Here is a 26710-nt window from a genome sequence, read left to right as displayed (position 1 = left end):
TCCCGCCCCCGTAATTGCTTGCTTTGCCATATGTCATCCGCGTTTCAAGCTGGCGCGTTCTGGGCCTATAATGGAGCCCTTTTCGCCCAATGATTTTGCGGAGCTGGTGATGGTCGAACGTAAGGCTTCCGTCGAGCGCAATACCCTGGAAACCCAGGTCAAGTGCTCGATCAACCTCGATGGCAGCGGCAAGGCCCGATTCGATATCGGTGTGCCTTTCCTTGAACACATGCTGGACCAGATCGCCCGCCATGGGCTGATCGATCTGGATATCGAGTGCAAGGGTGACCTGCATATCGACGATCACCATACCGTCGAGGACGTCGGTATTACCCTGGGCATGGCATTTGCCCAGGCCATCGGTGACAAGAAGGGTATCTTCCGTTACGGGCACGCCTACGTGCCGCTGGACGAAGCGCTGTCGCGCGTGGTCATCGACTTCTCCGGCCGCCCAGGCCTGCAGATGCATGTGCCGTATACCCGTGCCAGCGTTGGCGGCTTTGATGTCGACCTGTTCCAGGAGTTCTTCCAAGGCTTCGTCAACCACGCGCTGGTAACCCTGCACATCGACAACCTGCGTGGCCACAACACCCACCACCAGATCGAAACGGTGTTCAAGGCATTCGGCCGCGCGCTGCGCATGGCTGTCACCCTCGATGAGCGCATGGCCGGGCAGATGCCGTCGACCAAAGGGTGCCTGTAAATGCAGACGGTAGCCGTAATCGACTATGGCATGGGCAACCTGCACTCGGTAGCCAAGGCGCTTGAGCACGTAGGTGCCGGTAAAGTGCTGGTCACCAGTGATGCCGCGGTCATTCGCGAGGCCGACCGTGTGGTGTTCCCGGGTGTGGGCGCGATTCGCGACTGCATGGCCGAAATCCGTCGCCTGGGCTTCGATAGCCTGGTGCGCGAAGTCAGCCAGGACCGCCCGTTCCTCGGCATCTGCGTAGGCATGCAGGCGCTGCTCGAACACAGCGAGGAAAACACCGGCGTCGACTGCATTGGCCTGTTCCCCGGCCAGGTGCGCTTCTTCGGCAAAGACCTGCAAGAAGACGGTGAGCACCTGAAGGTGCCGCACATGGGCTGGAACGAAGTCAGCCAGACCATCGACCACCCGCTGTGGCACGACATCCCTGATCGCGCACGTTTCTACTTCGTACACAGCTACTACATCAATGCCGGCAAGCCGGGTCAGGTTGTCGGCCGCGGCCACTACGGTGTCGACTTCGCCGCTGCGCTGGCTGATGGCTCGCGCTTTGCCGTGCAGTTCCACCCGGAGAAGAGCCATACCCATGGCCTGCAGTTGCTGCAGAACTTCGTCGCCTGGGACGGGCGCTGGTAAATGAGCAGGTCGAAAGCCAAGGCCCCGGTCATGACGTTGGCCCCCGAGCAGGAGCGCGATGCGCTCGACACGCTCAAGCGCTTTCTCGAAGACCGTTTCGAGCTGGAGCTGGGGTCGTTCGAGGTGGCCGAGGTGCTTGAGCTGTTCAGCAAAGAAATTGCACCCCTTTACTACAACAGGGCGATTGCCGATGTTCAACTGCACCTCAAGGAGCGGTTCGAAAGCATCGAAAGCGATCTGTGGGCGCTCGAAAAGCCCTGAAACCCTAAGAACAGACAGGTTCCCAAGATGCTGATTATCCCCGCTATCGATCTGAAGGACGGTGCCTGCGTGCGCCTGCGCCAAGGCCGCATGGAAGACTCCACGGTCTTTTCCGACGACCCGGTGAGCATGGCCGCCAAGTGGGTCGAGGGTGGCTGCCGCCGCCTGCACCTGGTCGACCTCAATGGCGCCTTCGAAGGCCAGCCAGTCAACGGCGAAGTGGTGACTGCCATCGCCAAGCGCTACCCAACCCTGCCGATCCAGATCGGCGGTGGCATCCGCTCGCTGGAAACCATCGAGCACTACGTCAAGGCTGGCGTCAGCTACGTGATCATCGGCACCAAGGCGGTGAAGCAGCCGGAGTTCGTGGCCGAAGCGTGCAAGGCCTTCCCAGGCAAGGTCATCGTTGGCCTGGATGCCAAGGACGGCTTCGTCGCCACCGACGGCTGGGCCGAAGTCAGCACCGTGCAGGTCATCGACCTGGCCAAGCGTTTCGAGGCCGATGGCGTCTCGGCGATCGTCTACACCGACATCGCCAAGGACGGCATGATGCAGGGCTGCAACGTGCCTTTCACCAAGGCACTGGCTGAAGCCACCCGTATTCCGGTGATCGCCTCGGGCGGCATCCACAACCTGGGCGACATCAAGGCCCTGCTGGACGCCAAGGCACCCGGCATCATCGGCGCCATCACCGGCCGTGCCATCTACGAAGGCACCCTCGATGTCGCCGAGGCCCAGGCCTTCTGCGACAACTACCAAGGCTGAGGACTGAACCATGGCACTGGCCAAGCGCATCATCCCTTGCCTGGACGTGGACAACGGCCGGGTGGTCAAGGGCGTCAAGTTCGAGAACATCCGTGATGCCGGCGACCCGGTGGAAATTGCCCGTCGCTACAACGAGCAGGGTGCCGACGAAATCACCTTCCTCGACATCACCGCCAGCGTCGATGGCCGCGATACCACTTTGCATACCGTCGAGCGCATGGCCAGCCAGGTGTTCATCCCGCTGACCGTGGGCGGTGGCGTGCGTACCGTGCAGGACATCCGCAACCTGCTCAATGCTGGTGCCGACAAGGTTTCGATCAACACGGCTGCGGTGTTCAACCCGGAGTTTGTGGGCGAGGCAGCGGACCGTTTCGGTTCGCAGTGCATCGTTGTCGCCATCGATGCCAAGAAGGTGTCCGGGCCAGGTGAAACGCCGCGCTGGGAAATCTTCACCCACGGTGGGCGCAAGCCGACCGGGCTGGATGCGGTCGAATGGGCGAAGAAGATGGAAGGCCTGGGTGCAGGCGAGATCCTGCTGACCAGCATGGACCAGGACGGGATGAAGAACGGCTTCGACCTGGGTGTTACCCGCGCCATCAGTGATGCGCTGGGCATTCCGGTCATTGCTTCGGGTGGTGTGGGTAACCTGCAGCACCTGGCTGACGGCATTCTGGAAGGGCATGCCAGCGCGGTTCTGGCGGCCAGTATCTTCCACTTTGGCGAGTACACGGTGCCGGAGGCCAAGGCCTACATGGCTTCGCGCGGGATCGTCGTTCGCTGATCCATTGATTGGGGCTGCTTTGCAGCCCTTCGCGGGCACGCCCGCTCCCACAGGGATCTCTCCAAACCTGTGGGAGCGGGCGTGCCCGCGAAGGGCCGCAACGCGGCCCCAATTGCCTCAACCGTGGTTCTTGCCGAGCAACGCGTGATACAGCTCGGTATCCCCAAGAATCCCCACCACCCTGTCGTTATCCTGCAGCACCAGCTTGTTGCCGGTTTGATAACGAATCTGCAGCGCCTCGCGCATGCCGATGTCGGCGTGCACCACGGTCGGCCTGCGCTGCAGCAGCTCCACATCCTGCCCCGGTGCCCAGTTCTGCATGTCCAGCCCGTTCTGGCCCTGGCGTGCACGCTTGAGCGCGCCACCTTCGCCCAGGTCCAGCCATGAATCGATACCTGGGTCCAGGCATACCGAGCCATTGACCCGCTTGCAGTTGTCCAGGCTACGCATCAGGCTGCGGCCGCACAGCACGTTCAGCGGGTTGGTGTGGGCGACGAAGGTACGCACGTACTCGTCGGCCGGGTTGAGCACGATCTCCTCTGGCTTGCTGTACTGGATGATCCGCCCGTCCTTCATGATTGCAATGCGGGTACCCAGCTTCAGTGCCTCGTCCAGGTCGTGGCTGACGAACACGATGGTCTTGCTGAGCTTGGCCTGCAGGCCCAGCAGTTCGTCTTGCAGGCCCTGGCGGATCAGCGGGTCGAGGGCCGAGAACGGTTCGTCCATCAGCAGGATGTCGGCATCCATCGCCAGCGCCCGGGCCAGGCCCACGCGTTGCTGCATGCCGCCAGACAGCTCGTCCGGCTTTTTGTTGCGCCACTGGGTCAGGCCCACCAGCTCAAGCTTCTCGTCCACCAGCTTGCGCCGTTCCTTTTCAGGGCGGCCCTGCATTTCCAGGCCAAAGCTGATGTTCTCGCGCACCGTCAGCCAGGGCATCAGGGCGAACTTCTGGAACACCATGGCAATGCGCTTGGTGCGCATCATTTTCAGCTCGGCCGGGCTGCAGTGGGCAATGTCGATGTGCTTGCCTTCGTGCTCGACAAACAGCTTGCCGCGGCTGACGGTGTTGAGGCCGTTGATGCAGCGCAGCAGGCTCGATTTGCCCGAGCCGGACAAGCCCATCAGCACGCAGATCTCGCCCTTGTTGATATCAAGGTTGGCCTTTTCAACGCCGACCACCAGGCCGGTCTGCTTGAGGATCTGTTCGCGGGTCTTGCCCTGGTCCAGCAGCGACAGTGCTTCACGCGGCTTGTTGGAGAAAATGACGTCGACGTCTTCGAAACGAATGATGCTCATGCCTCACCCCTTACCGGCAGTTCCGGTTGCTTGCAGATACGGTCGAGCATGATTGCCAGCAGCACGATCGCCAGGCCCGCTTCGAAGCCCAGGGAGATATCAGCGGTGTTCAGTGCGTTGACCACAGGTTTGCCCAGGCCGTCGGCGCCCACCAGGGCGGCGATCACCACCATCGACAACGACAGCATGATGCACTGGGTGACGCCGGCGGCGATGCTTGGCATCGCATGCGGCAGTTCGATACGGGTGAGCAGTTGGCGCCGCGAGCAGCCAAACGCCTTGCCGGCGTCCATCAGCTCCTGCGGGACGTCACAGATGCCCAGGTAGGTGAGGCGGATTGGCGCTGCGATGGCGAACACCACGGTAGAGATCAGCCCCGGTACCACACCCAGGCCGAACAGGGTCAGGGTAGGGATCAGGTAGACGAAGGTGGGCACCGTCTGCATCAGGTCGAGCACCGGGCGCATGGCGGTATAGAACATCGGTTTGTGGGCGGCAAGGATGCCCAGCGGCACGCCGATCACCACACATACCACCGTGGCGAAGGTCACCTGCGCCAGGGTTTCCATGGTTTCCTGCCAGTAACCCAGGTTGAAGATCAGCAGGAATGAAAGGGCAACGAATGCGGTCAGCCCCCACTTGCGCTGGATCAGGTGCGCCAGGCCGGCGAACAGGGCGATGAGGACGAACGGGTTGAACCAGGTCAGGGCACTGGTGACCCCATGGATCATGAATTCCAGGCCTTGCGCGATGGCGTCGAAGTAATTCGCGCCGTTCTGGGTCAGCCACTCGACGAACGACGCGATGTACTGGCCCAGGGGTATTTTCTGATCGATAAGCATGATAGCGAGCTTCCACCTGCATAGATTGAAATCAACCCGGGGCAGGCACGGTCCTGCCCCGAGGTAGCGCTACTGCGTGGTTCGTTATTGCGCGAGCTTGGCCTTGGCCGCCTCAAGGCCGGGTTTGCCATCAACAGTGGTAACGCCGGCAAGCCAGGTGTCCAGCTTGCCGGGGTTGTCTTTAAGCCACTTCTTGGCGGCTGCTTCGGGTTTCATCTTGTCGTCCAGGACATAGCCCATCATGGTGCTTTCATCCTTGAGCTCGAACGACAGGTTCTTGAGCAGTTGGCCAACGTTGCTGCATTCCTGCGTGTAGCCTTTGCGGGTATTGGTCAATACGGTTGCCTTGCCGAAATCGGGGCCGAAGAAGTCGTCCCCGCCGGTGAGGTACTGCATCTTGAAACGGGTGTTCATCGGGTGCGGTTCCCAGCCCAGGAATACCAGCGCCTCGCCGCGTTTCTGTGCGCGGTCGACCTGCGACAGCATGCCGGCCTCGCTCGATTGCACAATCTTGAAACCGGCGTCTTTCAGGCCGAAGGCGTTCTTGTCGATCATGCTCTGGATGGTGCGGTTGCCATCGTTGCCGGGCTCGATGCCGTAGATCTTGCTGTCCAGTTCCTTCTTGAACTTGGGAATGTCGGCGAAATCTTTCAGGCCCTTGTCGTACAGCGCCTGGGGCACGGCCAAGGTGTACTTGGCGTTTTCCAGGTTGGCGCGCACCGTTTCCACGGTGCCGGCGTCGCGGTACTGCTTGATGTCGTTCTCCATGGTCGGCATCCAGTTGCCGAGAAACACGTCCAGGTCCTTGCCGGTGGCCAGCGACTTGTAGGTCACCGGTACCGAGATCATGGTGGTGTGGGTTTTGTAACCCAGGGCTTCGAGCACAACGCTGGTGGTCGCGGTGGTGACTGTGATGTCGGTCCAGCCGACGTCGGAGAAACGTACCGTCTGACACTGCTCGGGTTCGGCGGCCTGGGCCAGCAAGGGCGTGGACAGCAACGCAACCAGCAACAGCGAGGGTGAACCTTTCATGGATGGACTCCTGAGATATTGTCTTCGGGTTCGCGTGGGTCGCCGGGCTTTCTGAGGGTCCGGTCGACCAGGCCTGCAGAGGGCAGGATGCGTGGCCGTGCTTTACGAGTCGCTTTCGATAATCCTCCAGCGCCGGGCAATCGCCTACTGGTAGGGTCGTATCCAGTACGGAACGGGTCGTATCCAGTAAGGGCGATGTCGCTTATAGGTTTATCCACCCCCTCGGCCGCATTTTTGCGTCACCTGGCCGCCGGAAAGCGGCGTGGTGAGGGCCGCTCCTTGAGCAAAAACAGCGCGGCGCGGCTGGACAAAAGTACGTCGGTTGCAGACGGCGAGGGGTGCGGTAAAAGCCCGATGATGCTGGCATTCAAGGCGGCCCGCTGTTTGAGCCTAGCAGCTGCCCCGCCCTGCGCATGGCGCGCAGAGACAAGCCCAGCAAGAGGTGATTCGACAATGGCCATCAGCGTGTTCGACCTGTTCAAGATCGGTGTCGGGCCCTCCAGCTCCCACACCGTCGGCCCCATGCGTGCTGGCGCCCTGTTCGTTCAGGGCCTGCGCGAACGCGGCGAGCTGGACCGTGTAAAACGGATCGAAGTGCGCCTGTATGGCTCGCTGTCGGCCACCGGCATCGGTCACGGCACCGACAACGCCACCATCATGGGCCTGATGGGCGAGTGGCCTGACGCCATTGATCCCACCTGCATCGTCCCGCGCATCGCCGACCTGCGCGAAACCAACACCCTGCAGCTGGATAGCCGCCTGCCCATCGAGTTCATCTGGGCCCGCGACATGCTGCTGCTGGACGAAAACCTGCCGTACCACCCCAACGCCATGACCCTGGTTGCCGAAGGCGAGCAGGGCGAGTTGCACCGCGACACTTACTACTCGGTGGGGGGCGGCTTTGTGGTCGATGCCGCCCAGGCCGCCAGCGGTGTGCTGGATGCCGACCAGACGGTGTTGCCGTACGATTTCAACAGCGCTGCCGAACTGCTGCGCCTCTGCAAGCAAAACGACCTCAGCGTGTCGCAATTGATGATGGCCAACGAGAAGGTCTGGCGCAGCGAGGAAGAGATCCGCGCCGGCCTGCACAAGCTCTGGGAAGCCATGCAGGAATGCGTCAACAATGGGCTTAAAGCCGAGGGTACGCTGCCCGGCGGGCTGAACGTGCGCCGCCGTGCCGCCAAGCTGCACCGCAGCCTGCAGGAGATCGGCAAGCCCAACGTGATCGGCTCGACGATGAGTGCCATGGAGTGGGTCAACCTGTTCGCCCTGGCAGTCAACGAAGAGAACGCCGCCGGTGGCCGCATGGTTACCGCGCCTACCAATGGCGCGGCTGGCATCATCCCGGCAGTGCTGCACTACTACATGCGCTTTAGCGATGAGGTGAACGAGTGCAGCGTTGTCGATTACTTCCTGGCTGCGGCTGCCGTTGGCATCCTGTGCAAGAAGAACGCGTCGATTTCCGGTGCCGAAGTGGGCTGCCAGGGTGAAGTCGGCTCAGCCTGCGCCATGGCGGCGGCAGGGCTTGCCGAAGTGCTGGGCGCTACCCCGCCACAGTTGGAGAACGCGGCCGAAATCGCCTTGGAACACAACCTCGGCCTGACTTGCGACCCGGTCGGCGGTTTGGTGCAGGTGCCGTGCATCGAGCGCAACGCGATTGCTGCGGTAAAAGCCATCAACGCGGTGCAAATGGCGCTGCGCGGTGACGGCGAACACTTCATCTCCCTCGATCAGGTGATCCGTACCATGCGTGACACCGGGGCCGACATGCACGACAAGTACAAAGAGACCTCGCGCGGTGGCCTGGCGGTCAGCGTTATCGAGTGCTGATCACTACCAGGTTTGCTGGCCCCTTCGCGGGTGAACCCGCTTCCACAGGAATTGTGCAGTACCTGTGGGAGCGGGTTCACCCGCGAAGCGGCCTTTGAAGGTTGATGCAGGTGCAACATAACCACCAATGCCTCCTTATGGTGCGCCCGGCGCCTACCGATCGTCGGGTGTCGCTATCAGTGTGGGCATTGTCGGTGACACTCAAGAGTGTCGTTTCTGGGCAACTTGCAGTGCACGTGTCACCAAATTGCTCAGCCGTTCCACGCACGGCGCCTAGCACGCCTGTTTTACGACTGTCTGCCAACTCGGCCGAAGCCCCTGATTTGCCTGATGAAGGTGTCGTTTTCAGGTTTTTTTGGATAGCCGTTCAATTTCAGGCACGGCCTTTGCGTTGATATTGGCAAACATGCCCCCGGAAAATGACCGAGGGGTCATAACAAGAAATCAGTGTCCGCCTGAGGCACACCCTGCATTTGTGTGAGGAGAAATCGCGATGACGTCGTACACCTCCGGGACCCCAACCCAGAACCGCACAGCACCCCAGTCCATCGGGTTTCTTCTACTGGACAATTTCACCCTGATTTCCCTGGCATCGGCTGTCGAGCCGCTGCGTATGGCCAACCAGCTGTCCGGCCGCGAGCTGTATCGCTGGCACACCCTGACGGTCGACGGCGGCCAGGTCTGGGCCAGCGACGGCCTGCAGATCACCCCGGATGCCGCCATGCACAGCGCGCCGCCCATCGATACCGTGATCGTCTGCGGTGGGGTAGGTATCCAGCGCACCGTTACCCGTGAGCATGTCACCTGGCTGCAAGCCCAGGCCCGCCAGTCGCGCCGCCTGGGCGCGGTGTGCACTGGCAGCTGGGCCCTGGCCTGTGCCGGGCTGCTCGACGGTTTCGATTGCAGTGTGCACTGGGAGTGTCTGGCGGCCATGCAGGAGGCCTACCCGCGGGTGAACATGAGCACCCGGCTGTTCACCCTCGACCGCAATCGCTTCACCAGCTCTGGCGGCACTGCACCGCTGGACATGATGTTGCACCTGATCAGCCGCGACCATGGCCGCGAGCTGTCGGCGGCCATTTCCGAGATGTTCGTGTACGAGCGCATCCGCAACGAGCAGGACCACCAGCGCGTGCCGCTCAAGCACATGCTGGGTACCAACCAGCCAAAGCTGCAGGAAATCGTGGCGCTGATGGAGGCCAACCTCGAAGAGCCGATCGACCTCGACGAACTGGCGGTGTACGTGTCGGTGTCGCGTCGCCAGCTTGAGCGGCTGTTCCAGAAGTACCTGCACTGCTCGCCATCGCGTTACTACCTGAAACTGCGCCTGATTCGTGCGCGGCAGTTGCTCAAGCAGACGCCGATGTCGATCATCGAAGTGGCGTCGGTGTGCGGCTTTGTGTCCACACCGCATTTCTCCAAGTGCTACCGCGAGTACTTCGGCATTCCGCCGCGTGACGAGCGCGTGGGGTCCAACACTGCGCAGCAGGTGGCCATGATGCCGATTCCGCAGGCCATGACCCTGTCGCCGCACAGTGGGCCAATGGCGGCCCTGAGCCAGGCGCGCAACGAGTCGACCTTTGCCAGTGTAAGGCTCTGATATCGAGTCGACTCTTATGCGGGGCAAGCCCGCCCCCACGAGTCGACCGCTGAAGCTGAACCAGCGGTGGCCTGCTCCCACAGGCCATCCGCTGAGTGTGAACCGGCGTTGAGCCTGTGGGAGCGGGCTTGTTCCGCGAAGGGGCCGGTCCTGGATGAATGAGTTACGCGCGTTTGTTGAACGCCGCCAATGCCGGCAACAACTGCTTGTCGATCGCCTGGCGCACTGCCGGCAAAATCGTCGCGCTGCCGGTATACATCTGCTCGACCATCCCTTTCAGTGCCCGCGCATTGGGCTCGGTCAGCCCGCATACCACCGCCTCGCAGGCCTGCTCGGCAGTGGCCCCGGCGGGGATGTCGAAACCGCGCGCGCGCAGGTGGCCTGCCAGGTCGTCCTGATCAATCAAATCCGCATGCATCATGGCTGTTGTCCCTTTTATCGCGAAGAGAGTGCTGCTGTGATTTACGACCGATTCTGTGTCTGCAGCGACAGGCCCGCAAGGGCTGAATGTCGCAATGGCTGGTTTGGCTAAGAACAGGTCGTTCCCGGCTAATTGCCGCTTCCGGGAAGCCAGCAGACTGCAGTCATTCACGGTCCACGAGGGTTTGGTCACCCTCACTCATGCACAGTGGATGTTGCTCGCTCTTGACCCCGGATGCTCACGGCTTTCCGGGGTTATTTTTTTGAGCGCTCAGTGGGGTAATTGCAGGACGCGGCCGATGAATTGCGCGGCAGGCAAGTCGCGCTGGCTATCTGCCAGGTTTTGCAGCAATTGCGCACTCTGTTCATTAAAAGGTGCTGACTTCGGCCCCGCCAGGTCTACATGCAACAGCATCTGCTCACTTGCAGCCAGCACCTCGTCGAACCCGGCCCGGTGCAGGCTGTGGTAGACGTGCAGGCGCTTGCGGTCGAACCCGATGATCTGCGTCTGCACCCACACCTCGGCCCCCAGCTTCACCTCATGCAGGTAGTTGATGTGCGCCTCCAGGGTAAACAGGGAATTTCCGCTTTGCCCACGGCTGTCGGCGTCCAGGCCGATGCGCTCCATCAGCGCATCGGTGGCGTAGCTGAAAATCAGCAGGTAGAAGGCATCGCGCAGATGCCCGTTGTAATCGACCCAGTCCTCCTGGACTGGGGTGCGGTAGGTCACAAGTGCGGGCATTGCTTACTCCTCAATCGCCAAAGGCCATGCCGTGTGTGGCCTTGCTGGTCTTCACAGCCTCCAGCACCGCCAGCAGGGTGTCATCACGATAGCGCTCCAGCGCGGCGATGCTGCGCTCGCCCAGTTGCTCCGAGGTGCCGTCCACCACATCGTCGATCAGCTTGTCGGTCAGCTCTGGTGCCGGCAGGTACGTCCAGGGCAGCTTGAGGGCCGGGCCGAACTGCGACATGAAGTGGCGCATGCCGGCATCGCCACCGGCCAGGGTGTAGGTGAGGAAAGTGCCCATGAACGACCACCGCAGGCCTGCGCCAAAGCGGATGGCATCGTCGATCTCACCGGTGGTCGCCACGCCATCGTTGACCAGGTGCAGCGCCTCGCGCCACAGCGCTTCGAGCAGGCGGTCGGCAATGAAACCGGGCACTTCCTTGCGTACATGCAACGGGCGCATGCCCAGCGCGGTGTAGATGGTCTTTGCCGCCTCGATGGCTTCAGGCGCGGTACGCTTGCCGCCGACGATTTCGACCAACGGTAGCAGGTAAACCGGGTTGAACGGGTGGCCGACCACGCAGCGTTCGGGGTGGGTAGCCGACTCGTAGAACTCGCTGGGCAGCAGGCCTGAAGTGCTGGAACCGATGATGGCCTCGGGCTTGGCGGCGGCGCTGATTTTTGCGTGCAGGTCGAGCTTGAGGTCCAGCCGCTCGGGTGCGCTTTCCTGGATGAAATCGGCGTCGCGTACGCATTCTTCGAGGGTGCTGACGACTTTCAGCCGACCCTGTGATGCACCTTGGGCCAGGCCCTGTTTTTCAAGCGCCGGCCACGCGTTGGCGATGCGCTTGCGCAGTGTTTGCTCGGCACCGGGCGCCGGGTCCCAGGCGACCACGTCCAGGCCGTGGGCAAGGGCGCGGGCAACCCAGCCGCTGCCGATTACGCCGCTACCCAGCGCGGCGAAGGTCTTGATCTCGGTGATGAAGGGCATATCAGTCTCCTGAAGTGATCAGCGGCGTTTGAGGTTCATCTTTTCCCGGCCTTCGGCCGGGGTCAGCACGCGGGCACCGAGGCGGGAAATGATCTCCACCGCCCGCTCGACCAACTGGCCGTTGCTGGCCAGCACGCCGCGGTCCAGGTACAGGTTGTCTTCCAGGCCTACCCGCACATTGCCGCCGAGTAACACAGCTTGCGCGGCCATCGGCATCTGCATGCGTCCGATGCCGAAGCCGGCCCAGGTGACATTGGCGGGCAGGTTGTCGACCATCGCCTTCATGGTGGTGGTGTCGGCCGGTGCGCCCCAGGGAATGCCCAGGCACAGCTGGAACAGCGGGTCTTCGAGCAGCCCTTCCTTGATCATCTGCTTGGCGAACCACAGGTGGCCGGTGTCGAAAATTTCCAGTTCAGCTTTCACGCCCAGTTCGGTGATGCGTTTGGCGCCGGCGCGCAGTTGCGCCGGGGTGGAGACGTAGATCGAATTGCCGTCACCGAAGTTGAGGGTGCCGCAGTCGAGGGTGCAGATTTCCGGCAGCAGCGCCTCGACATGGGCCAGGCGCTCCAGCGGGCCGATCAGGTCGGTGCCCGGGCCGAACTCCAGGGGCGTTTCGCCTGGGCCGATTTCCAGGTCGCCACCCATGCCGGCGGTGAGGTTGACGATGATGTCCACATCGGCCTCGCGGATGCGTTCCATGACTTCGCGGTAAAGGTTTACGTCGCGGCTGAAACGGCCGGTTTGCGGGTCGCGGACATGGCAGTGGACCACGGTGGCGCCGGCTTTGGCGGCTTCGACGGCGGATTCGGCGATCTGCTTGGGGGTGACCGGGACCAAGTGGCTTTTCGAGGCGGTGTCACCGGCGCCGGTGAGGGCGCAGGTGATGATGACGTCGTGGTTCATGGCGGTTCCTTGTAGTGTCTGTGATGGCCCTTTCGCGGGGCGAGCCCGCTCCCACAGGATCAGCGAGATCCTGAGTTTTACGCTGTACCTGTGGGAGCGGGCTTGCCCCGCGAAGAGGCCGGATCAGTTGGCGGTGAGCTTGAGGTTCTCGGCCGCAGGCTTGCCGTCAAAGGTGGTGACCCCTTCGAGCCAGCGGGCCTTGTCGTCGGGGTGGTCGTTGAGCCACTGGCGGGCTGATTCCAGCGCATCCTTGTGGTCGAGCAGCGGCTGCATCATGCGGCTCTCGTCCTCGGCGCTGAAGTTCAGGTTGGCCAGCAGGCGGTGGGCGTTGGGGCAGCGTTCGGCGTAGTCCGGCGCAGTTACCGTCCATACCGTGGCGCGGCCTTCGTCAGGGCCCAAGGCATCCTGGCTCTCGCCCAGGTAGGCCATGTCGATGTTCACGTTCATCGGGTGCGGCGCCCAGCCGAAGAACACCACGGCCTCCTTGCGGCGCACGGCGCGGTCGACGGCAGCGAGCATGCCGGCCTCGCTGGACTCGACCAGCTGGAACTTGCCAAGGCCGAACTGGTTCTTGGTGATCATGGCCTTGATCTGGGTGTTGGCGCCCGAGCCTGGCTCGATGCCATAGATCTTGCCGCCCAGCTCTTTCTCGAACTTGTGAATGTCGGCGAAGGTCTTCAGGCCTTTGTCATACAGGTACTTCGGCACTGCCAGGGTCGCCCGCGCATCTTCCAGGCTGGGCTTTTCCAGCACCTTTACCTGCTGGGCATCGATGAACGGTGTGATGGTCTGGGTCATGATCGGGTTCCAGTAACCCAGGAACATGTCCAGGCGCTTGTCGCGGATGCCGGCGAAAATGATCTGCTGCGAAGCGCTGGTCTGTTTGGTCTGGTAGCCCAGGCCATCGAGCAGCACCTGGGCCATGGCGCTGGTGGCGATGACATCGGTCCAGTTGACCACGCCCAGGCGCACGTTCTTGCAGGCCGCAGGCTCTGCGGCGTAAAGCGGGGAAGTGGCGATGCTACTCAGGGCAAGGGTCAACAGGCTGCGGCGGATCAAGCTGTGCATGGTGGCTCTCCATCGGCAGTGCATATTGTTATGGGGTTCGGTCTCTCTGGACCGTGTGAACACGCTACGCTGCTGGCAGGGTGAAAAATCGCACCCTGGCGACCAACACTTGCACGGAGGCGACCACCTTTGCCGTGGAGCATGCAATGCTGCAAACCATTCATTTTCTGCTGTTGCCCGGGTTCTCGGCCATGGGCTTCATCAGTGCCCTGGAGCCGCTGCGGGTAGCCAACCGGTTCAAGGGCCCGTCGTACCGCTGGCAGGTGCTGAGCCTGCATGGCGGGGCGGTGCAGGCCAGCAACGGCATGTCGGTGAACGCCGATGCGGCGTTGGCCGCGGGCGAGCCTGCGGGCATTCTGCTGATCGTGGCCGGTTTCGATCCCCTGGCCTGTTATGGCCCGGCGCTGCAGCAGGCGCTACGCCGCCTGGACCACGATGGCGTGATCCTGGGCGGTATCGATACCGGCGCCGTTGTACTGGCCGAGGCCGGCCTGCTCGATGGCCACCGCGCCACCGTTCACTGGGAGGCACTCGAGGCGTTCAAGGAGAACTACCCGGGCCTGCAGGCGACCCAGGAGCTGTTCGAGATCGACCGACGGCGCATCACCTGCGCTGGCGGCACGGCGTCGATCGACCTGATGCTCGACCTTATTGCACAGGCCCATGGCAGCGAGTTGGCGGTGCAGGTGTCGGAGCAATTCGTGCTCGGGCGTATCCGCCAGCGACAAGACCATCAGCGCATGCAGATCGCCAGCCGCTATGGCATCAGCAACAAGAAGCTGGTGAAGGTGATTGGCGAAATGGAGCGCAACACCGAGCAGCCGCTCAATACCCAGGTGCTGGCAGAAGCGGTGCAGGTGACCCGGCGGCAGCTGGAACGGCTGTTTCGTGTGCACCTGGACGACACGCCCAGTGGTTTCTATTTGCGACTGCGGCTGGATAAGGCCAGGCAGTTGTTGCGCCAGACCGACATGAGTGTGCTGGAGGTGGGCGTGGCGTGTGGGTTTGAGTCGGCTTCGTATTTTACCCGCTGTTATAGGGCCCGGTATCATCGTTGCCCGCGGGAGGACAGGTTGGCCAGGGCGGTTTGAGGTTTGTCAGTGCTGGCCTCTTCGCGGGACAAGCCCGCTCCCACAGGGACCCCACATCTCTCAGGCTCTGTTGAGTCCTGGGCCACAGGACCATGGCAGTCCTCAGTGGCTGAGGTGATCCTGTGGGAGCGGGCTTGTCCCGCGAAGAGGCCGGTGCAGGTTTACTGCTGGCCAATGGACTGCAAATACTCCGACCGGTCATCACTGCGCTGGGCCACGCAGGTATCCCAGGCCGCCTGGAATGCCTTGCTCCCCGCCTTTTCGGCATAAGTCTCGACCTTGCAATCAGCATCGCGCAGTTGCATCCACAGCTTCTCTGCCGCGTCCATGCGCCCGATCAGGGCAGTGGCCTGGTCGCCTTCGTCGGCATATTGATCGCGAATGCGCTGGATCAAGTCATCGTAAGCCGACTTCAGCTCCCGCTCTGCCGTCTGCTTGTTGAACGCCGCGCAGGCGTAGGTCTGCTGGTCGGTCTCGACGTTGTCGCACGGGGTGCTTTCTTCCTCCCCGGCGTGGGCGCCCGATACGACGGCCAGCAATACCAGCCATGCCAATGATTTCATCCCTTTTCTCCTCAACAGGCTGACGAATCGCAGGATTCTCGCTCAGACGACGGCGCTGTGGTAGCCACCTGTCCAAATGTTCATAAAGCCGCCAGAAAGGTCGTTATCGAGACTGTCTCTCATCGCCAGACGGCGTGCCAGAGGGCGTGTTGTCGCGCATTGACGCTTTCGGCAAACCCCCTGTCGTTTTTGCATCGGGGCGCCTTTGGGCACAGGCATATGCTGGCCCCAAAGCGCCGGCACAAGGTTTGGCGCCAACCATTCAATAAAAGGGGACAGCCTGATGAGCCCAGCCGAACTTCACGCCGACAGCATCGTCATCGACGGCCTGATCATTGCCAAATGGAACCGCGAGCTGTTCGAGGACATGCGCAAAGGCGGGCTGACTGCGGCCAACTGCACGGTGTCGGTCTGGGAAGGATTCAAGGCTACCGTCGACAACATTGCCTCCAGCCAGAAGCTGATCCGTGACAACAGCGACCTGGTAATGCCGGTGCGCACCACCGCCGACATCCGCAAGGCCAAGGAGCTGGGCAAGACTGGCATCCTGTTCGGCTTCCAGAACGCCCATGCGTTCGAAGACCAGATCGCTTACGTTGACGTGTTCAAGCAGCTGGGCGTAGGCATCGTGCAGATGTGCTACAACACCCAGAACCTGGTGGGCACCGGCTGCTACGAGCGTGACGGCGGGCTGTCGGGCTTCGGCCGCGAGATCGTCGCGGAAATGAACCGCGTCGGCATCATGTGCGACCTGTCCCACGTCGGCTCCAAGACTTCCGAAGAGGTCATCCTCGAATCGAAAAAGCCGGTGTGCTACTCGCACTGCCTGCCATCGGGCCTGAAAGAGCACCCGCGCAACAAGTCGGATGAAGAGCTGAAGTTCATCGCCGACCACGGCGGCTTCGTCGGCGTGACCATGTTCGCGCCGTTCCTGGCCAAAGGCATCGACTCCACCATCGACGACTACGCCGAAGCCATTGAGTACACCATGAACATTGTCGGTGAAGACGCCATCGGTATCGGTACCGACTTCACCCAGGGCCACGGCCAGGACTTCTTCGAGTACCTGACCCACGACAAGGGCTACGCCCGCCGCCTCACCAACTTCGGCAAGATCATCAACCCGCTGGGCATCCGCACCGTGGGCGAATTCCCCAACCTCACCGAAACCTTGCTCAAGCGCGGCCATTCCGAGCGTGTGGTGCGCAAGATCATGGGCGAGAACTGGGTCAACGTCCTCAAGGACGTCTGGGGCGAGTAAGCCGCTCTCCAAGCCTGAAAGCCCCTGCCAGCAACGCCGGGGCACCCACATAAAAATTTTATGGAGTTGAGTTTCCATGGCCAAGATCGCCCCGCAATTGCCAATCGAAGTCGACAGCGAAACCGGTGTCTGGACCAGCGACGCCTTGCCGATGCTGTACGTGCCGCGCCACTTCTTCGTCAACAACCACATGGGCATCGAGGAAGTGCTGGGCGCCGACGCCTATGCCGAGATCCTCTACAAGGCCGGCTACAAGTCCGCCTGGCACTGGTGTGAAAAAGAAGCCGAGTGCCATGGCCTTGAAGGCGTAGCGGTGTTCGAGCACTACATGAAGCGCCTGAGCCAGCGTGGCTGGGGCCTGTTCGAGATCCAGGACATCGACCTGGACAAAGGCACCTGCAGCGTCAAGCTCAAGCACTCGGCGTTCGTGTACGTGTACGGCAAGTGTGGCCGCAAGGTCGACTACATGTTCACCGGCTGGTTCGCCGGCGCAATGGACCAGATTCTCGCTGCCCGCGGCAGCTCGATCCGCACCGTGGCCGAACAGGTCTACGGCGGGTCGGAAGAAGGCCGCGAAGATGGCCTGTTCGTTACAAAGCCGTTGTAAGCCGGAGATAGCGTCATGGCATTCGAAGCAATGTTCCAGCCGATCCAGATCGGCAAACTGACCATCCGCAACCGCGTGCTCAGCACCGCGCACGCCGAGGTTTACGCCACTGACGGCGGCATGACCACCGACCGCTATGTGAAGTACTACGAAGAGAAGGCCAAGGGCGGCATCGGCCTGGCGATCTGCGGCGGGTCGTCCGTTGTTGCCATCGACAGCCCGCAGGAATGGTGGGCGTCGGTCAACCTGTCCACCGACCGTATCATCCCGCACTTCCAGAACCTGGCTGACGCCATGCACAAGCATGGCGCCAAGATCATGATCCAGATTACCCACATGGGCCGTCGCTCGCGCTGGGACGGCTTCAACTGGCCGACCCTGATGTCGCCGTCGGGTATCCGTGAACCTGTGCACCGCGCCACCTGCAAGACCATCGAGGTGGAAGAGATCTGGCGCGTCATCGGCAACTACGCGCAGGCCGCGCGGCGTGCCAAAGAGGGCGGCCTGGACGGCGTGGAACTGTCGGCCGTGCACCAGCACATGATCGACCAGTTCTGGAGCCCGCGGGTCAACAAACGTACCGACGAATGGGGCGGCACGTTTGAAGGCCGCATGAAGTTCGGCCTGGAAGTACTGAAAGCGGTGCGCGCCGAAGTGGGTGACGACTTCTGTGTGGGCATGCGTATCTGTGGCGACGAGTTCCACCCTGATGGCCTCAGCCACGAGGACATGAAACAGATCGCCGCGTATTACGACGGCACCGGCATGCTCGACTTCATTGGCGTGGTTGGCTCGGGTTGCGACACCCACAACACCCTGGCCAACGTCATCCCGAACATGAGCTACCCGCCAGAGCCGTTCCTGCACCTGGCGGCCGGCATCAAGGAAGTGGTCAAGGTCCCGGTACTGCACGCGCAGAACATCAAGGACCCGAACCAGGCCACGCGCATTCTTGAAGGCGGCTACGTGGACATGGTCGGCATGACCCGTGCTCACATGGCTGACCCGCACCTGATCGCCAAGATCAAGATGGGCCAGATTGACCAGATCAAACAGTGCGTCGGCGCCAACTACTGCATCGACCGCCAGTACCAGGGCCTGGATGTACTGTGCATCCAGAACGCCGCCACCTCCCGTGAATACATGGGGGTGCCGCACATCATCGAGAAGACCACCGGCGTCAAGCGCAAGGTGGTGGTGGTTGGCGCAGGCCCGGCCGGCATGGAAGCGGCCCGCGTGGCCGCCGAACGTGGCCACGACGTGACCCTGTTCGAGAAAAAAGACCAGATCGGCGGGCAGATCACCATTGCCGCCAAGGCACCGCAGCGTGACCAGATCGCCGGTATTACCCGCTGGTACCAGCTGGAACTGGCGCGCCTGAAAGTGGACCTGCGCCTGGGTACCGCTGCCAGCGTGGACGCCATCCAGGACCTGCGCCCGGACGTGATCGTGCTGGCGGTGGGCGGCCATCCGTTCGTCGAGCAGAACGAGCACTGGGGCGCTGCCGAAGGGCTGGTGGTCAGCAGCTGGGACGTACTCGACGGCAAGGTTGCGCCGGGCAAGAACGTGCTGGTGTACGACACCATTTGTGAATTCACCGGCATGTCGGCAGCAGACTACATTGCCGACAAAGGCAGCCAGGTTGAAATCGTCACCGACGACATCAAGCCGGGCGTGGCCATGGGCGGCACGACCTTCCCGACCTACTACCGCAGCATGTACCCGAAAGAAGTGATCATGACCGGCGACATGATGCTGGAAAAGGTCTACCGCGAAGGCGACAAGCTGGTGGCGGTGCTGGAGAACGAATACACCGGCGCCAAGGAAGAACGCGTGGTCGACCAGGTGGTGATCGAGAACGGCGTGCGGCCTGATGAAGCACTGTACTACGCGCTGAAGGACGGCTCGCGCAACAAGGGCCAGATCGATGTGGAGGCGCTGTTCGCCATCAAGCCGCAGCCGATCCTCAGCCAGCCGGGCGAGGGCTACCTGCTGTACCGGATCGGCGACTGCGTGGCCCAGCGCAACGTGCATGCAGCGATCTACGACGCCTTGCGGCTGTGCAAGGATTTCTGATCCCGCGCGCCTAAACGCCGTAGACCCCTGTGGGAGCGGGCTTGCCCCGCGAATGCGTCAGCACCAACAACGATGTTGTCAGGCCGGACGTCTTCGCGGGACAAGCCCGCTCCCACAAGGGGCATAGCGGCGCAAGAATTCAGCTGTTGTTGTGGGAGCCTCCCATGTTGAACACCCTTCTACCCATCCTGCTGTTCGCTGCCCTTGGCCTGGCAGTGCTCGGCGCCCTGCGCCGGGTGCGCATGTGGCGGCGTGGCCGGGCTTCCAAGGTCGACCTGATCGGCGGCCTGCTGGCCATGCCGCGGCGCTACCTGGTGGACCTGCACCACGTGGTCGAGCGCGATAAGTACATGTCCAAGACCCACGTGGCTACCGCAGGCGGCTTCGTGCTGTCGGCCGCGCTGGCGATTCTGGTGCATGGCTTTGGCCTGCAGAGCAAAATCCTCGGCTACGCGTTACTGGTAGCCACGGTAATCATGTTTACCGGGGCCATCTTTGTCTTCAAGCGCCGCCTCAACCCGCCATCGCGCCTGTCCAAGGGGCCGTGGATGCGCTTGCCGAAGAGCCTGCTGGTATTCGCCGCAAGCTTCTTCATTGCCACCCTGCCGGTCGCCGGCATCCTGCCCGCCAACACGGGCGGCTGGGTGATGGTCGCCGTACTCGGCCTGGGCGTGCTGTGGGGTGTGTCGGAGCTGTTCTTCGGCATGACCTGGGGCGGCCCTATGAAGCACGCCTTCGCCGGTGCCCTGCACCTGGCCTGGCACCGCCGTGCCGAGCGCTTCGGCGGCGGCCGCTCCACCGGTCTCAAGCCGCTGGACCTGGAAGACCCGAACGCGCCGCTGGGCGTGGAAAAGCCGGCGGACTTCACCTGGAACCAGCTGCTGGGCTTCGACGCCTGCGTGCAGTGCGGTAAATGTGAAGCCATGTGCCCGGCCTTTGCTGCCGGCCAGCCGCTGAACCCGAAAAAGCTCATTCAGGACATGGTCATCGGCCTGGCCGGCGGCACGGACGCCCAGTTCGCCGGCAGCCCGTACCCGGGCAAGCCGATCGGTGAGCATGGCGGCCACCCGCACCAGCCGATCGTCAATGGTCTGGTCGACGCCGAAACGCTGTGGTCGTGCACCACTTGCCGTGCCTGCGTCGAGGAATGCCCGATGATGATCGAGCACGTCGATGCCATCGTCGACATGCGCCGCCACCTCACCCTGGAAAAGGGCGCCACCCCGAACAAGGGCGCCGAGGTGCTGGACAACCTGATCGCCACTGACAACCCAGGCGGCTTCGCCCCCGGCGGGCGCATGAACTGGGCAGCCGACCTCAACCTGCAACTGCTGTCGGAGGTGAAAACCACCGACGTGCTGTTCTGGGTTGGCGACGGTGCCTTCGACATGCGCAACCAGCGCACCCTGCGTTCGTTTGTCAAAGTGTTGAAGGCCTCGGGCGTGGACTTTGCCGTGCTCGGCCTGGAAGAACGCGACAGTGGCGACGTTGCCCGCCGCCTGGGCGACGAAGCGACTTTCCAGCAACTGGCCAAACGCAATATCCAGACCCTGGCCAAGTACACGTTCCAGCGCATCGTCACCTGCGACCCGCACAGCTTCCATGTGCTGAAGAACGAGTACGGCGCATTGGGCGGCGACTACCAGGTGCAGCACCACAGCACCTACATGGCCGAACTGATCGCGGCCAACAAGCTCAACCTCGGCCAGCACAAGGGCGGCAGCGTCACCTACCACGACCCTTGCTACCTGGGCCGCTACAACGGTGAGTACGAAGCACCGCGTGAAGTGCTCAAGGCGCTGGGTATTGAAGTGCGCGAGATGCAGCGCTCGGGCTTCCGTTCCCGTTGCTGCGGCGGTGGCGGTGGGGCGCCGATCACTGACATCCCGGGCAAGCAGCGTATCCCCGACATGCGCATGGACGACATCCGTGAGACCGAGGCCGAGCTGGTGGCCGTGGGTTGCCCACAATGCACCGCCATGCTCGAAGGCGTGGTCGAACCGCGCCCGCAGATCAAGGACCTGGCCGAGCTGGTGGCCGACGTGCTGATCGAAGAGGACGCGCCTTCTGCCGCAAAGCCGCAAACGGCCAAACGTGAACCTGCGGAGGTGCACTGATGAGCGACATTATCCGCCGCGACCCACGCGCCGAGTGGATCGCCCGTAACCGCCTGCACCCGCTGCATGCGGCCATGCAGACGCAACAGACCAGCTGGATGGGGCCCAATGGCCTGATCCGCAAGAACCCCCATGCGATTGCCGCAGGCTTCATCGGCCCGGCCGGCATCAAGCGCATCGACCGCAGCGGCGCCCAGCAGGGTACCGGTGTGGGCGGGCGTCGCACGGCGGCGGCAGAGGTCAAGCTGCCGCTGCACCAGGTGCCGGCGCCGGCGTTCTACATCGCCGTGGTGCCGGACATGGTCGGTGGTCGCCTGAGCAGCCACGACCGCGATTTGCTCGGCCTGGCCCACAGCCTGGCCGGCAGTGACGGCGCGGTGCTGGCGGTGGTCTTTAACGAGCACAAGGAAAGCAACTTTTCCACAGCCGGTGTCGACCGCCTGCTGGTCATCGAGGGCGAGGCCTTCGAGGGTTATGCACCGGAGCAACTGGTGCAGGGCCTGCGGGCTGTGGATAACCAGTTCACCCCGCGCCACTGGCTGCTGCCCGACAGCCGCACCGGTGGCGGCGAACTGGGCCGACGCCTGGGCGCGGCGCTGGGCGAGCGCCCGGCCACGCGGGTGTGGCAGGTCAAGGACGGTCAGTGCATCGGCCGCGCCGGTGCTGGCCAGCAAGACCTGCAACGTGCCGTGCCACGGCTGATCCTCGCGGCCGCCGAGTGCGCGGAGCCGGTCAGCGAAACCCGTCACGAAGCCTTGCCGGTGGAGTTGTCCACACGCGTGGCGCGCAGCCTGTCGCGCATCGAAGACCTGGGCTCGGTGGCCGTGGACCCGGCCACCATTGCCATGGCCGAGGCCGAGTTCATCATCTCGGGCGGCAATGGGGTCAAGGACTGGGACCTGTACCACCAGGCCACCGCAGCCCTTGGCGCCACCGAAGGTGCCTCGCGGGTGGCGGTGGACGACGGCTTCATGCCGCGCAATCGCCAGGTGGGTGCCACCGGTACCTGGGTCACCGCGCGCGTGTACGTGGCTGTGGGCATCTCGGGTGCCATCCAGCACCTGCAGGGCATCGGCGCCTGCGACAAGGTGGTGGCGATCAACATGGACCCGGGCTGTGACATGATCAAACGGGCGGACCTGTCGGTGATTGGCGACAGTTCGGCGATTCTCAAGGCACTGATCGAGGCTGTGGACAACTACCGCAGCGGCGGCCAGCGCGACGCGGCATAAGGGCACGAGCATGAGTACGAAAGTGATCAGCCTGGTTTCCATCGGTGCCCACCCAAGCTCCGGGCGCGCCCGCCGCGCCGAGCAGGATGCCCGCGCCGTGGAACTGGGTTTGCAGCTGGCTGGGGATAACTTGCAGGTGGTCCATGCCGGCAACCCACAGGAAGAAGCGCTGCGCGCCTACCTGGGCATGGGCCTGGACCATCTTGACGTGCTGGAGCAGCCGGCCGGTGCCGATGTGCTGGGCGTGCTGGGGGATTACCTGCGCGACGCCGGGGCACAGCTGGTGCTGACCGGTAGCCAGGCCGAGACGGGTGAAGGCTCGGGCATGCTGCCCTTCCTGCTGGCCGAAAAACTTGGCTGGCCGTTGATCGTGGGGCTGGCCGAGGTGGAGTCGATCGAGAACGGCACCGCCCAGGTCTTGCAGGCGTTGCCGCGGGGCCAGCGGCGCCGGCTGAAAGTGCGCCTGCCGTTGCTGGCGACTGTGGATAACGCTGCGCCCAAGCCGCGCCAGAGCGCATTCGGGCCCGCGCGACGGGGTGTGCTGGCTGCGCGTAATGTGGCCATTGTCGAAGATGAGTTGCTGGCCGATGCCGAGTTGCAACCGGCCCGTCCCCGGCCCAAGCGCCTGAAGGTGATCAAGGCCAAGAGCGGTGCGGACCGCATGAAAGCAGCAACGGCAAAGGCCAGTGGCGGCGGTGGCAAGGTGCTGAAGGATGTTTCGCCACAGGAAGGTGCTGAGGCCATCCTCAAGCTGCTGGTGGAAGAGGGCGTGCTGCGCTAAAGCCTTACGCGCTCTTCGGCAAGCCCCCCTCACTCTGTGGGAGCGGGCTTGCCCCGCGAACACCGGCGCAGCCGGTGCCATGCACCGCGTCGCCAGCTTCGCGGGGCAAGCCCGCTCCCACAACGACCCCCTGATCTGTTGCAGGCCCATTCCGCCTGTGCATAAGTCCCTCCTTTTCCCCACCACACCGCCAGATTTGACGGAAATGGCACAACCATCAGGTGCAACTCTGTTTTGCCCACGGAATCTGTTCGCCAAGGTGTGGATAAAGTGTTGGTGCATGGCTGGGGGCCATATATAACGGGGCTTAGAGAGTTTTGATCATAAACTGATCAAATGTGAGCCGGCTCCTCAGCCACAGATATGCGTGCGTCCCGCAGGTTTTGCCCACAATCGCTGTTAGCGGGTCTGTGGATAATCTGTTCGGCGCTACCTGAAAGCCGCGCAGCTACTCGCTTGTGAGTGATTGATTAAGAAATGATCAAATGGGCATGGATATCTTCAGATCACTGATTTTCAAGGCGTTGAATCGCTTATCCACACCCGACGCGCTGCATGTTCGCGCTTTGTTCACAAACTCTGTTGGTGAGTCTGTGGATAAGGTGTATGGAGTCCTCTGTGGCCCAACAGTTAGGCTGCCTTGCTGGCTTTGATCAAAAAATGAGCAGTCATTCACCTGATATTTATGTCAGTAGCCACACCTTTCATTCACCGCTACGGTATTCCAAACAATTAAAACTTGTGCATAACCTATGGCGGCTCATTTTTTGACGACAGACCTGCAGCGCTCCGTGTTGCCAGGTCTGCACGCTTATTCACCTTACGGCTTCATGAAAACCAGCCCAGCACCGGTGCTGGCTTTTGGTGGCCAGCATCGTGATCCGCTCACGGGCAATTATCCGTTGGGCAATGGCCGTCGCTTCTATAGCCCGACCCTCTTGCGCTTTACGACCTGTGACTCGCTCAGCCCGTTTTCCAAGGGGGGTATCAATGGGTACGCCTACTGTGGCGGAGATCCGGTAAACCGGCATGACCCAAACGGTGCATTCTGGGGCGTCATACTCAGGGGCATTGGCTTGCTCTCCAGCGGTGCCACCTTCTCGGGCGCGACGGTTCGAACAATGAGGAATGTGGTCGGGCGCAGGTCGGCTGCTCGGTTGGCTAGCGGCGTGCCCGCTGATTATCAGGAGCTACCGCTTACAGCCAGAATTTCGAACCAGCAGTTCAGTTTGACCGGCGCTTTTGGCGTAGCCGGGCAGGTGGTCGCCGCTGCCAACGGGGTGACCCCAAGCGTTCAGAGCGCTGTGGATCTCATCGCGCTAGGAAATACGGTCACAAATCTGAGCGGTGGTTTGACAGGAAATTTTGCCGCAGCACGTGAAGTAGCCCACTACATGCGGACTTATCCACGTGACACTCACCGGTTATTGGGGAATACGTTCATGGATTTGACGATGTTGGACGAGATGCTCTCTACCGTAGGCCGTGGGTTGGCATATGTAGGCAGAGGATTTGCAGCCGCTGCGAGCTGGATCAGGTCGTTACGATCGGTGCCTCATGATGTCCAGGTATAGGGAAATCTCCGAGCATACGGTTTGCCTGGCGCGCTCACGCTGTTAAGTTGGGAGCGCTGCCAGGCCACCTATGATGGTTTACTGCGCCTTCACCTCTTTCAGGTATGGAGCAGGCTCTGCGCCCAAGTTGGCCAACACGCGGTCGCTGTACCAGTCAATGAAGTTCACCACACCAAACTCGTAAGTCTTCGAGTAAGGCCCAGGCTGGTACGCCGTGGAGTTGATGCCACGCTGGTTCTCTTCCGCCAGGCGGCGGTCCTGGTCGTTGGTAGCGTCCCACACCTTGCGCATGCGCTCCGGGTCGTAATCGACGCCTTCGACCGCATCCTTGTGCACCAGCCACTTGGTGGTGACCATGGTTTCCTGGGCGCTGATCGGCCACACGGTGAACACGATCATGTGGTCGCCCATGCAGTGGTTCCACGAGTGCGGCAGGTGCAGGATGCGCATCGAGCCCAGGTCCGGGTTCTTGATGCGGCCCATCAGCTTCTGGCAGGCCTGTTTGCCGTCCATGGTCATCGATACCGTGCCTTTGAGCAGGGGCATGCGCACGATACGGTTACGCAGGCCATGGCTCTTGTGCAGGTACGGGATTTTTTCGGCTTCCCAGGCGGCGGCCGAAGCGGCCACGTGGTCCTTGAATTCCTGGCTGGCGCGCGGGTCGTTGGTGTCGTCCCACTCCAGCAGGGTTTGCAGCAGCTCCGGGTGCGAACCGCTGCAGTGGTAGCACTCGCGGTTGTTTTCCAGCACCAGCTTCCAGTTGGCCTTTTCCATCAAGGTGGTGTGCACCGCCACCTTGGTGTTCTCCATGTCGTACGGTTCCATGTAGTGTTCCAGGGTAGCCAGGAACTCGTCGATGGCAGGCGGGTTTTCTGCCAGGCTGATGAAGATATAGCCACCGGCCACCTTCACATGCACCGGCTTCAGGCCGTACTCCTTCATGTCGAAGTCGGCGCCCATTTCGGTGCCGGCGAACAGCAGGCGGCCGTCCAGTTCGTACGTCCACTGGTGGTAATGGCAGACCAGCTTGGCCACCTTGCCTTTGTCGCTGACGCACAAACGCGAACCACGGTGGCGGCAGACGTTATGGAAGGCGTGCACCTTGCCTTCGGCACCCCGCACCACCAGGATCGGGTTTTTGCCGATCTGCAGGGTGATGTAGTTACCTTTCGCCGGAATTTCGCAAGTCATGCCAGCGATCAACCATTCTTTCTGGAAGATCTCCTGCATGTCGATCTGGAACAGACGCTCGTCGGTGTAGAAAGGCTGGGGCAGCGAGTAGGTGCGCTCGCGGGTCTGCAGCATCTCGGCGGTAGCCTTGCGTGCAGGTTCCAGTGGATCGCCCAGGCTCAGGGTTGCGGTGACGTCCATCGTGTATTCCTCGGGGCCGTGTGCGGCCGGCAAAAGGTGGCTAATCGTTGTTGTTGCCGCAAGGCGGTTATCAGCGGCTTTTTGTTTAAACAGCAGGCATGTTTATTTGCCGTGGAGTGTGCGTCCGAAGACGCCGCGAACCGTATCCATGGGCGACATGGCCGAATTGAATTACGACG

At 62.3% G+C, this 26710-nt stretch carries 25 protein-coding genes; 15 read left to right on the top strand and 10 right to left on the bottom strand.

Translation table 11 applies throughout. The features are described 5' to 3' along the window. Window positions 1-109 precede the first annotated feature (109 nt). From hisB to hisF, 5 genes are read left to right on the top strand one after another with little or no spacing between them, the layout of a single operon-like run. Window positions 110-703 carry an imidazoleglycerol-phosphate dehydratase HisB gene (gene hisB / locus J3A71_RS27425; RefSeq protein ID WP_023532883.1) on the top strand — a complete coding sequence of 198 codons (594 nt, stop codon included), beginning with the start codon at window positions 110-112 and terminating at the stop codon, window positions 701-703. Then, window positions 704-1342 (top strand): imidazole glycerol phosphate synthase subunit HisH, encoded by a 639-nt coding sequence (gene hisH / locus J3A71_RS27420; protein ID WP_016484506.1) that lies wholly within the window; start codon window positions 704-706, stop codon window positions 1340-1342. It abuts the gene before it with no gap. After that, on the top strand, window positions 1343-1603 hold the full coding sequence (locus tag J3A71_RS27415; RefSeq protein ID WP_016484507.1) for a DUF2164 domain-containing protein: 261 nt from the start codon (window positions 1343-1345) through the stop codon (window positions 1601-1603). 27 nt (window positions 1604-1630) lie between these two features. After that, window positions 1631-2368, top strand: a complete 738-nt coding sequence (gene hisA, locus J3A71_RS27410; protein ID WP_016484508.1) for a 1-(5-phosphoribosyl)-5-[(5-phosphoribosylamino)methylideneamino]imidazole-4-carboxamide isomerase — start codon at window positions 1631-1633, stop codon at window positions 2366-2368. A gap of 10 nt (window positions 2369-2378) precedes the next feature. Continuing rightward, window positions 2379-3149 carry an imidazole glycerol phosphate synthase subunit HisF gene (gene hisF, locus J3A71_RS27405; protein WP_008091498.1) on the top strand — a complete coding sequence of 257 codons (771 nt, stop codon included), beginning with the start codon at window positions 2379-2381 and terminating at the stop codon, window positions 3147-3149. A gap of 117 nt (window positions 3150-3266) precedes the next feature. Here hisF and choV read toward each other — a convergent pair whose 3' ends face one another. The 3 genes from choV to J3A71_RS27390 form a co-directional block, all read right to left on the bottom strand. Further along, complete coding sequence (choV, locus tag J3A71_RS27400; RefSeq protein WP_016484509.1) at window positions 3267-4445, bottom strand: choline ABC transporter ATP-binding protein; 1179 nt, start codon at window positions 4443-4445, stop codon at window positions 3267-3269. Further along, window positions 4442-5290: a choline ABC transporter permease subunit gene (gene choW, locus J3A71_RS27395; protein WP_169725175.1), complete on the bottom strand. Its 849-nt coding sequence runs from the start codon at window positions 5288-5290 to the stop codon at window positions 4442-4444. The genes choV and choW overlap by 4 nt, the downstream gene beginning before the upstream one ends. Window positions 5291-5371: 81 nt before the next feature. Next, the gene (locus tag J3A71_RS27390; protein WP_016484511.1) at window positions 5372-6319 is read right to left on the bottom strand and encodes a choline ABC transporter substrate-binding protein; all 948 of its coding nucleotides are present in this window, start codon (window positions 6317-6319) and stop codon (window positions 5372-5374) included. A 453-nt stretch (window positions 6320-6772) separates the two neighbouring features. Between J3A71_RS27390 and J3A71_RS27385 the strand changes: the two genes are divergently transcribed. Together J3A71_RS27385 and J3A71_RS27380 are read left to right on the top strand one after the other, a co-directional pair. Next, on the top strand, window positions 6773-8149 hold the full coding sequence (locus J3A71_RS27385; RefSeq protein WP_016484512.1) for an L-serine ammonia-lyase: 1377 nt from the start codon (window positions 6773-6775) through the stop codon (window positions 8147-8149). A gap of 493 nt (window positions 8150-8642) precedes the next feature. Further along, entirely contained in the window at window positions 8643-9749 is a 1107-nt protein-coding gene (locus J3A71_RS27380) for a GlxA family transcriptional regulator (protein WP_016484513.1), read from the top strand. Window positions 9750-9912: 163 nt separating this feature from the next. Here J3A71_RS27380 and J3A71_RS27375 read toward each other — a convergent pair whose 3' ends face one another. From J3A71_RS27375 to choX, 5 genes are all read right to left on the bottom strand, one after another. Continuing rightward, complete coding sequence (locus J3A71_RS27375) at window positions 9913-10170, bottom strand: hypothetical protein (RefSeq protein ID WP_016484514.1); 258 nt, start codon at window positions 10168-10170, stop codon at window positions 9913-9915. 270 nt (window positions 10171-10440) lie between these two features. Beyond that, complete coding sequence (locus J3A71_RS27370; protein ID WP_096425470.1) at window positions 10441-10911, bottom strand: thioesterase family protein; 471 nt, start codon at window positions 10909-10911, stop codon at window positions 10441-10443. 10 nt (window positions 10912-10921) lie between these two features. Further along, the gene (locus tag J3A71_RS27365) at window positions 10922-11887 is read right to left on the bottom strand and encodes an L-carnitine dehydrogenase (protein WP_096425471.1); all 966 of its coding nucleotides are present in this window, start codon (window positions 11885-11887) and stop codon (window positions 10922-10924) included. Between the two features lie 18 nt (window positions 11888-11905). After that, complete coding sequence (locus tag J3A71_RS27360; protein WP_016484517.1) at window positions 11906-12790, bottom strand: 3-keto-5-aminohexanoate cleavage protein; 885 nt, start codon at window positions 12788-12790, stop codon at window positions 11906-11908. A 123-nt stretch (window positions 12791-12913) separates the two neighbouring features. Continuing rightward, window positions 12914-13858 carry a choline ABC transporter substrate-binding protein gene (gene choX / locus J3A71_RS27355; protein WP_096425472.1) on the bottom strand — a complete coding sequence of 315 codons (945 nt, stop codon included), beginning with the start codon at window positions 13856-13858 and terminating at the stop codon, window positions 12914-12916. Between the two features lie 146 nt (window positions 13859-14004). Here choX and J3A71_RS27350 point away from each other — a divergent pair, with 146 nt between their 5' ends. Next, on the top strand, window positions 14005-14949 hold the full coding sequence (locus J3A71_RS27350) for a GlxA family transcriptional regulator (protein ID WP_060518032.1): 945 nt from the start codon (window positions 14005-14007) through the stop codon (window positions 14947-14949). Window positions 14950-15110: 161 nt separating this feature from the next. On the opposite strand, the gene J3A71_RS27345 is transcribed toward J3A71_RS27350, so the two are convergent. Next, on the bottom strand, window positions 15111-15512 hold the full coding sequence (locus J3A71_RS27345) for a lysozyme inhibitor LprI family protein (RefSeq protein WP_060518030.1): 402 nt from the start codon (window positions 15510-15512) through the stop codon (window positions 15111-15113). A 283-nt stretch (window positions 15513-15795) separates the two neighbouring features. Here J3A71_RS27345 and J3A71_RS27340 point away from each other — a divergent pair, with 283 nt between their 5' ends. The 7 genes from J3A71_RS27340 (at window position 15796) to J3A71_RS27310 (ending at window position 25160) form a co-directional block, all read left to right on the top strand. Then, window positions 15796-16773: a dipeptidase gene (locus tag J3A71_RS27340; RefSeq protein ID WP_003255700.1), complete on the top strand. Its 978-nt coding sequence runs from the start codon at window positions 15796-15798 to the stop codon at window positions 16771-16773. A 76-nt stretch (window positions 16774-16849) separates the two neighbouring features. Further along, window positions 16850-17380 (top strand): DUF5943 domain-containing protein, encoded by a 531-nt coding sequence (locus J3A71_RS27335; RefSeq protein ID WP_095116628.1) that lies wholly within the window; start codon window positions 16850-16852, stop codon window positions 17378-17380. Between the two features lie 15 nt (window positions 17381-17395). Next, window positions 17396-19456 (top strand): dimethylglycine demethylation protein DgcA, encoded by a 2061-nt coding sequence (gene dgcA / locus J3A71_RS27330; protein ID WP_016484521.1) that lies wholly within the window; start codon window positions 17396-17398, stop codon window positions 19454-19456. 164 nt (window positions 19457-19620) lie between these two features. Then, a complete protein-coding gene (dgcB, locus tag J3A71_RS27325) occupies window positions 19621-21573 on the top strand; it encodes a dimethylglycine demethylation protein DgcB (protein ID WP_016484522.1) in 1953 nt (650 codons plus the stop codon). Next, complete coding sequence (locus J3A71_RS27320; RefSeq protein ID WP_016484523.1) at window positions 21573-22805, top strand: electron transfer flavoprotein subunit alpha/FixB family protein; 1233 nt, start codon at window positions 21573-21575, stop codon at window positions 22803-22805. The genes dgcB and J3A71_RS27320 overlap by 1 nt, the downstream gene beginning before the upstream one ends. Before the next feature lie 10 nt (window positions 22806-22815). Further along, window positions 22816-23586, top strand: coding sequence for an electron transfer flavoprotein subunit beta (locus tag J3A71_RS27315; protein ID WP_016484524.1), 771 nt, complete (start codon window positions 22816-22818; stop codon window positions 23584-23586). 767 nt (window positions 23587-24353) lie between these two features. After that, window positions 24354-25160 (top strand): RHS repeat-associated core domain-containing protein, encoded by an 807-nt coding sequence (locus J3A71_RS27310; RefSeq protein WP_231995297.1) that lies wholly within the window; start codon window positions 24354-24356, stop codon window positions 25158-25160. A 78-nt stretch (window positions 25161-25238) separates the two neighbouring features. Here the strand turns inward: J3A71_RS27310 and gbcA are convergent, their stop codons facing one another. Continuing rightward, window positions 25239-26531 (bottom strand): glycine-betaine demethylase subunit GbcA, encoded by a 1293-nt coding sequence (gene gbcA, locus J3A71_RS27305; protein WP_016484527.1) that lies wholly within the window; start codon window positions 26529-26531, stop codon window positions 25239-25241. Window positions 26532-26710: the final 179 nt, after the last annotated feature.

It is taken from the genome of Pseudomonas sp. PvP089 (genome assembly GCF_017875165.1).
Taxonomy (GTDB): Bacteria; Pseudomonadota; Gammaproteobacteria; order Pseudomonadales; family Pseudomonadaceae; genus Aquipseudomonas; species Aquipseudomonas fortuita.
The sequence above is the reverse complement of the archived record's forward strand: the minus strand, read 5'-3'. Positions and strand labels throughout refer to the sequence as shown.

Excerpts from the sequence above, each read along its gene's own strand:
- J3A71_RS27340 (WP_003255700.1), top strand. The coding sequence starts at position 15,796 with ATGAGCCCAGCCGAACTTCACGCCGACAGCATCGTCATCGACGGCCTG.
- J3A71_RS27345 (WP_060518030.1), bottom strand. The coding sequence starts at position 15,512 with ATGAAATCATTGGCATGGCTGGTATTGCTGGCCGTCGTATCGGGCGCC.
- J3A71_RS27380 (WP_016484513.1), top strand. The coding sequence starts at position 8,643 with ATGACGTCGTACACCTCCGGGACCCCAACCCAGAACCGCACAGCACCC.
- J3A71_RS27360 (WP_016484517.1), bottom strand. The coding sequence starts at position 12,790 with ATGAACCACGACGTCATCATCACCTGCGCCCTCACCGGCGCCGGTGAC.
- hisH (WP_016484506.1), top strand. The coding sequence starts at position 704 with ATGCAGACGGTAGCCGTAATCGACTATGGCATGGGCAACCTGCACTCG.
- hisA (WP_016484508.1), top strand. The coding sequence starts at position 1,631 with ATGCTGATTATCCCCGCTATCGATCTGAAGGACGGTGCCTGCGTGCGC.
- J3A71_RS27375 (WP_016484514.1), bottom strand. The coding sequence starts at position 10,170 with ATGATGCATGCGGATTTGATTGATCAGGACGACCTGGCAGGCCACCTG.
- J3A71_RS27385 (WP_016484512.1), top strand. The coding sequence starts at position 6,773 with ATGGCCATCAGCGTGTTCGACCTGTTCAAGATCGGTGTCGGGCCCTCC.
- choX (WP_096425472.1), bottom strand. The coding sequence starts at position 13,858 with ATGCACAGCTTGATCCGCCGCAGCCTGTTGACCCTTGCCCTGAGTAGC.
- J3A71_RS27390 (WP_016484511.1), bottom strand. The coding sequence starts at position 6,319 with ATGAAAGGTTCACCCTCGCTGTTGCTGGTTGCGTTGCTGTCCACGCCC.
- J3A71_RS27315 (WP_016484524.1), top strand. The coding sequence starts at position 22,816 with ATGAGTACGAAAGTGATCAGCCTGGTTTCCATCGGTGCCCACCCAAGC.
- dgcA (WP_016484521.1), top strand. The coding sequence starts at position 17,396 with ATGGCATTCGAAGCAATGTTCCAGCCGATCCAGATCGGCAAACTGACC.
- hisF (WP_008091498.1), top strand. The coding sequence starts at position 2,379 with ATGGCACTGGCCAAGCGCATCATCCCTTGCCTGGACGTGGACAACGGC.
- J3A71_RS27350 (WP_060518032.1), top strand. The coding sequence starts at position 14,005 with ATGCTGCAAACCATTCATTTTCTGCTGTTGCCCGGGTTCTCGGCCATG.
- dgcB (WP_016484522.1), top strand. The coding sequence starts at position 19,621 with ATGTTGAACACCCTTCTACCCATCCTGCTGTTCGCTGCCCTTGGCCTG.
- gbcA (WP_016484527.1), bottom strand. The coding sequence starts at position 26,531 with ATGGACGTCACCGCAACCCTGAGCCTGGGCGATCCACTGGAACCTGCA.
- J3A71_RS27365 (WP_096425471.1), bottom strand. The coding sequence starts at position 11,887 with ATGCCCTTCATCACCGAGATCAAGACCTTCGCCGCGCTGGGTAGCGGC.
- J3A71_RS27415 (WP_016484507.1), top strand. The coding sequence starts at position 1,343 with ATGAGCAGGTCGAAAGCCAAGGCCCCGGTCATGACGTTGGCCCCCGAG.
- hisB (WP_023532883.1), top strand. The coding sequence starts at position 110 with ATGGTCGAACGTAAGGCTTCCGTCGAGCGCAATACCCTGGAAACCCAG.
- choV (WP_016484509.1), bottom strand. The coding sequence starts at position 4,445 with ATGAGCATCATTCGTTTCGAAGACGTCGACGTCATTTTCTCCAACAAG.
- J3A71_RS27335 (WP_095116628.1), top strand. The coding sequence starts at position 16,850 with ATGGCCAAGATCGCCCCGCAATTGCCAATCGAAGTCGACAGCGAAACC.
- J3A71_RS27320 (WP_016484523.1), top strand. The coding sequence starts at position 21,573 with ATGAGCGACATTATCCGCCGCGACCCACGCGCCGAGTGGATCGCCCGT.
- J3A71_RS27370 (WP_096425470.1), bottom strand. The coding sequence starts at position 10,911 with ATGCCCGCACTTGTGACCTACCGCACCCCAGTCCAGGAGGACTGGGTC.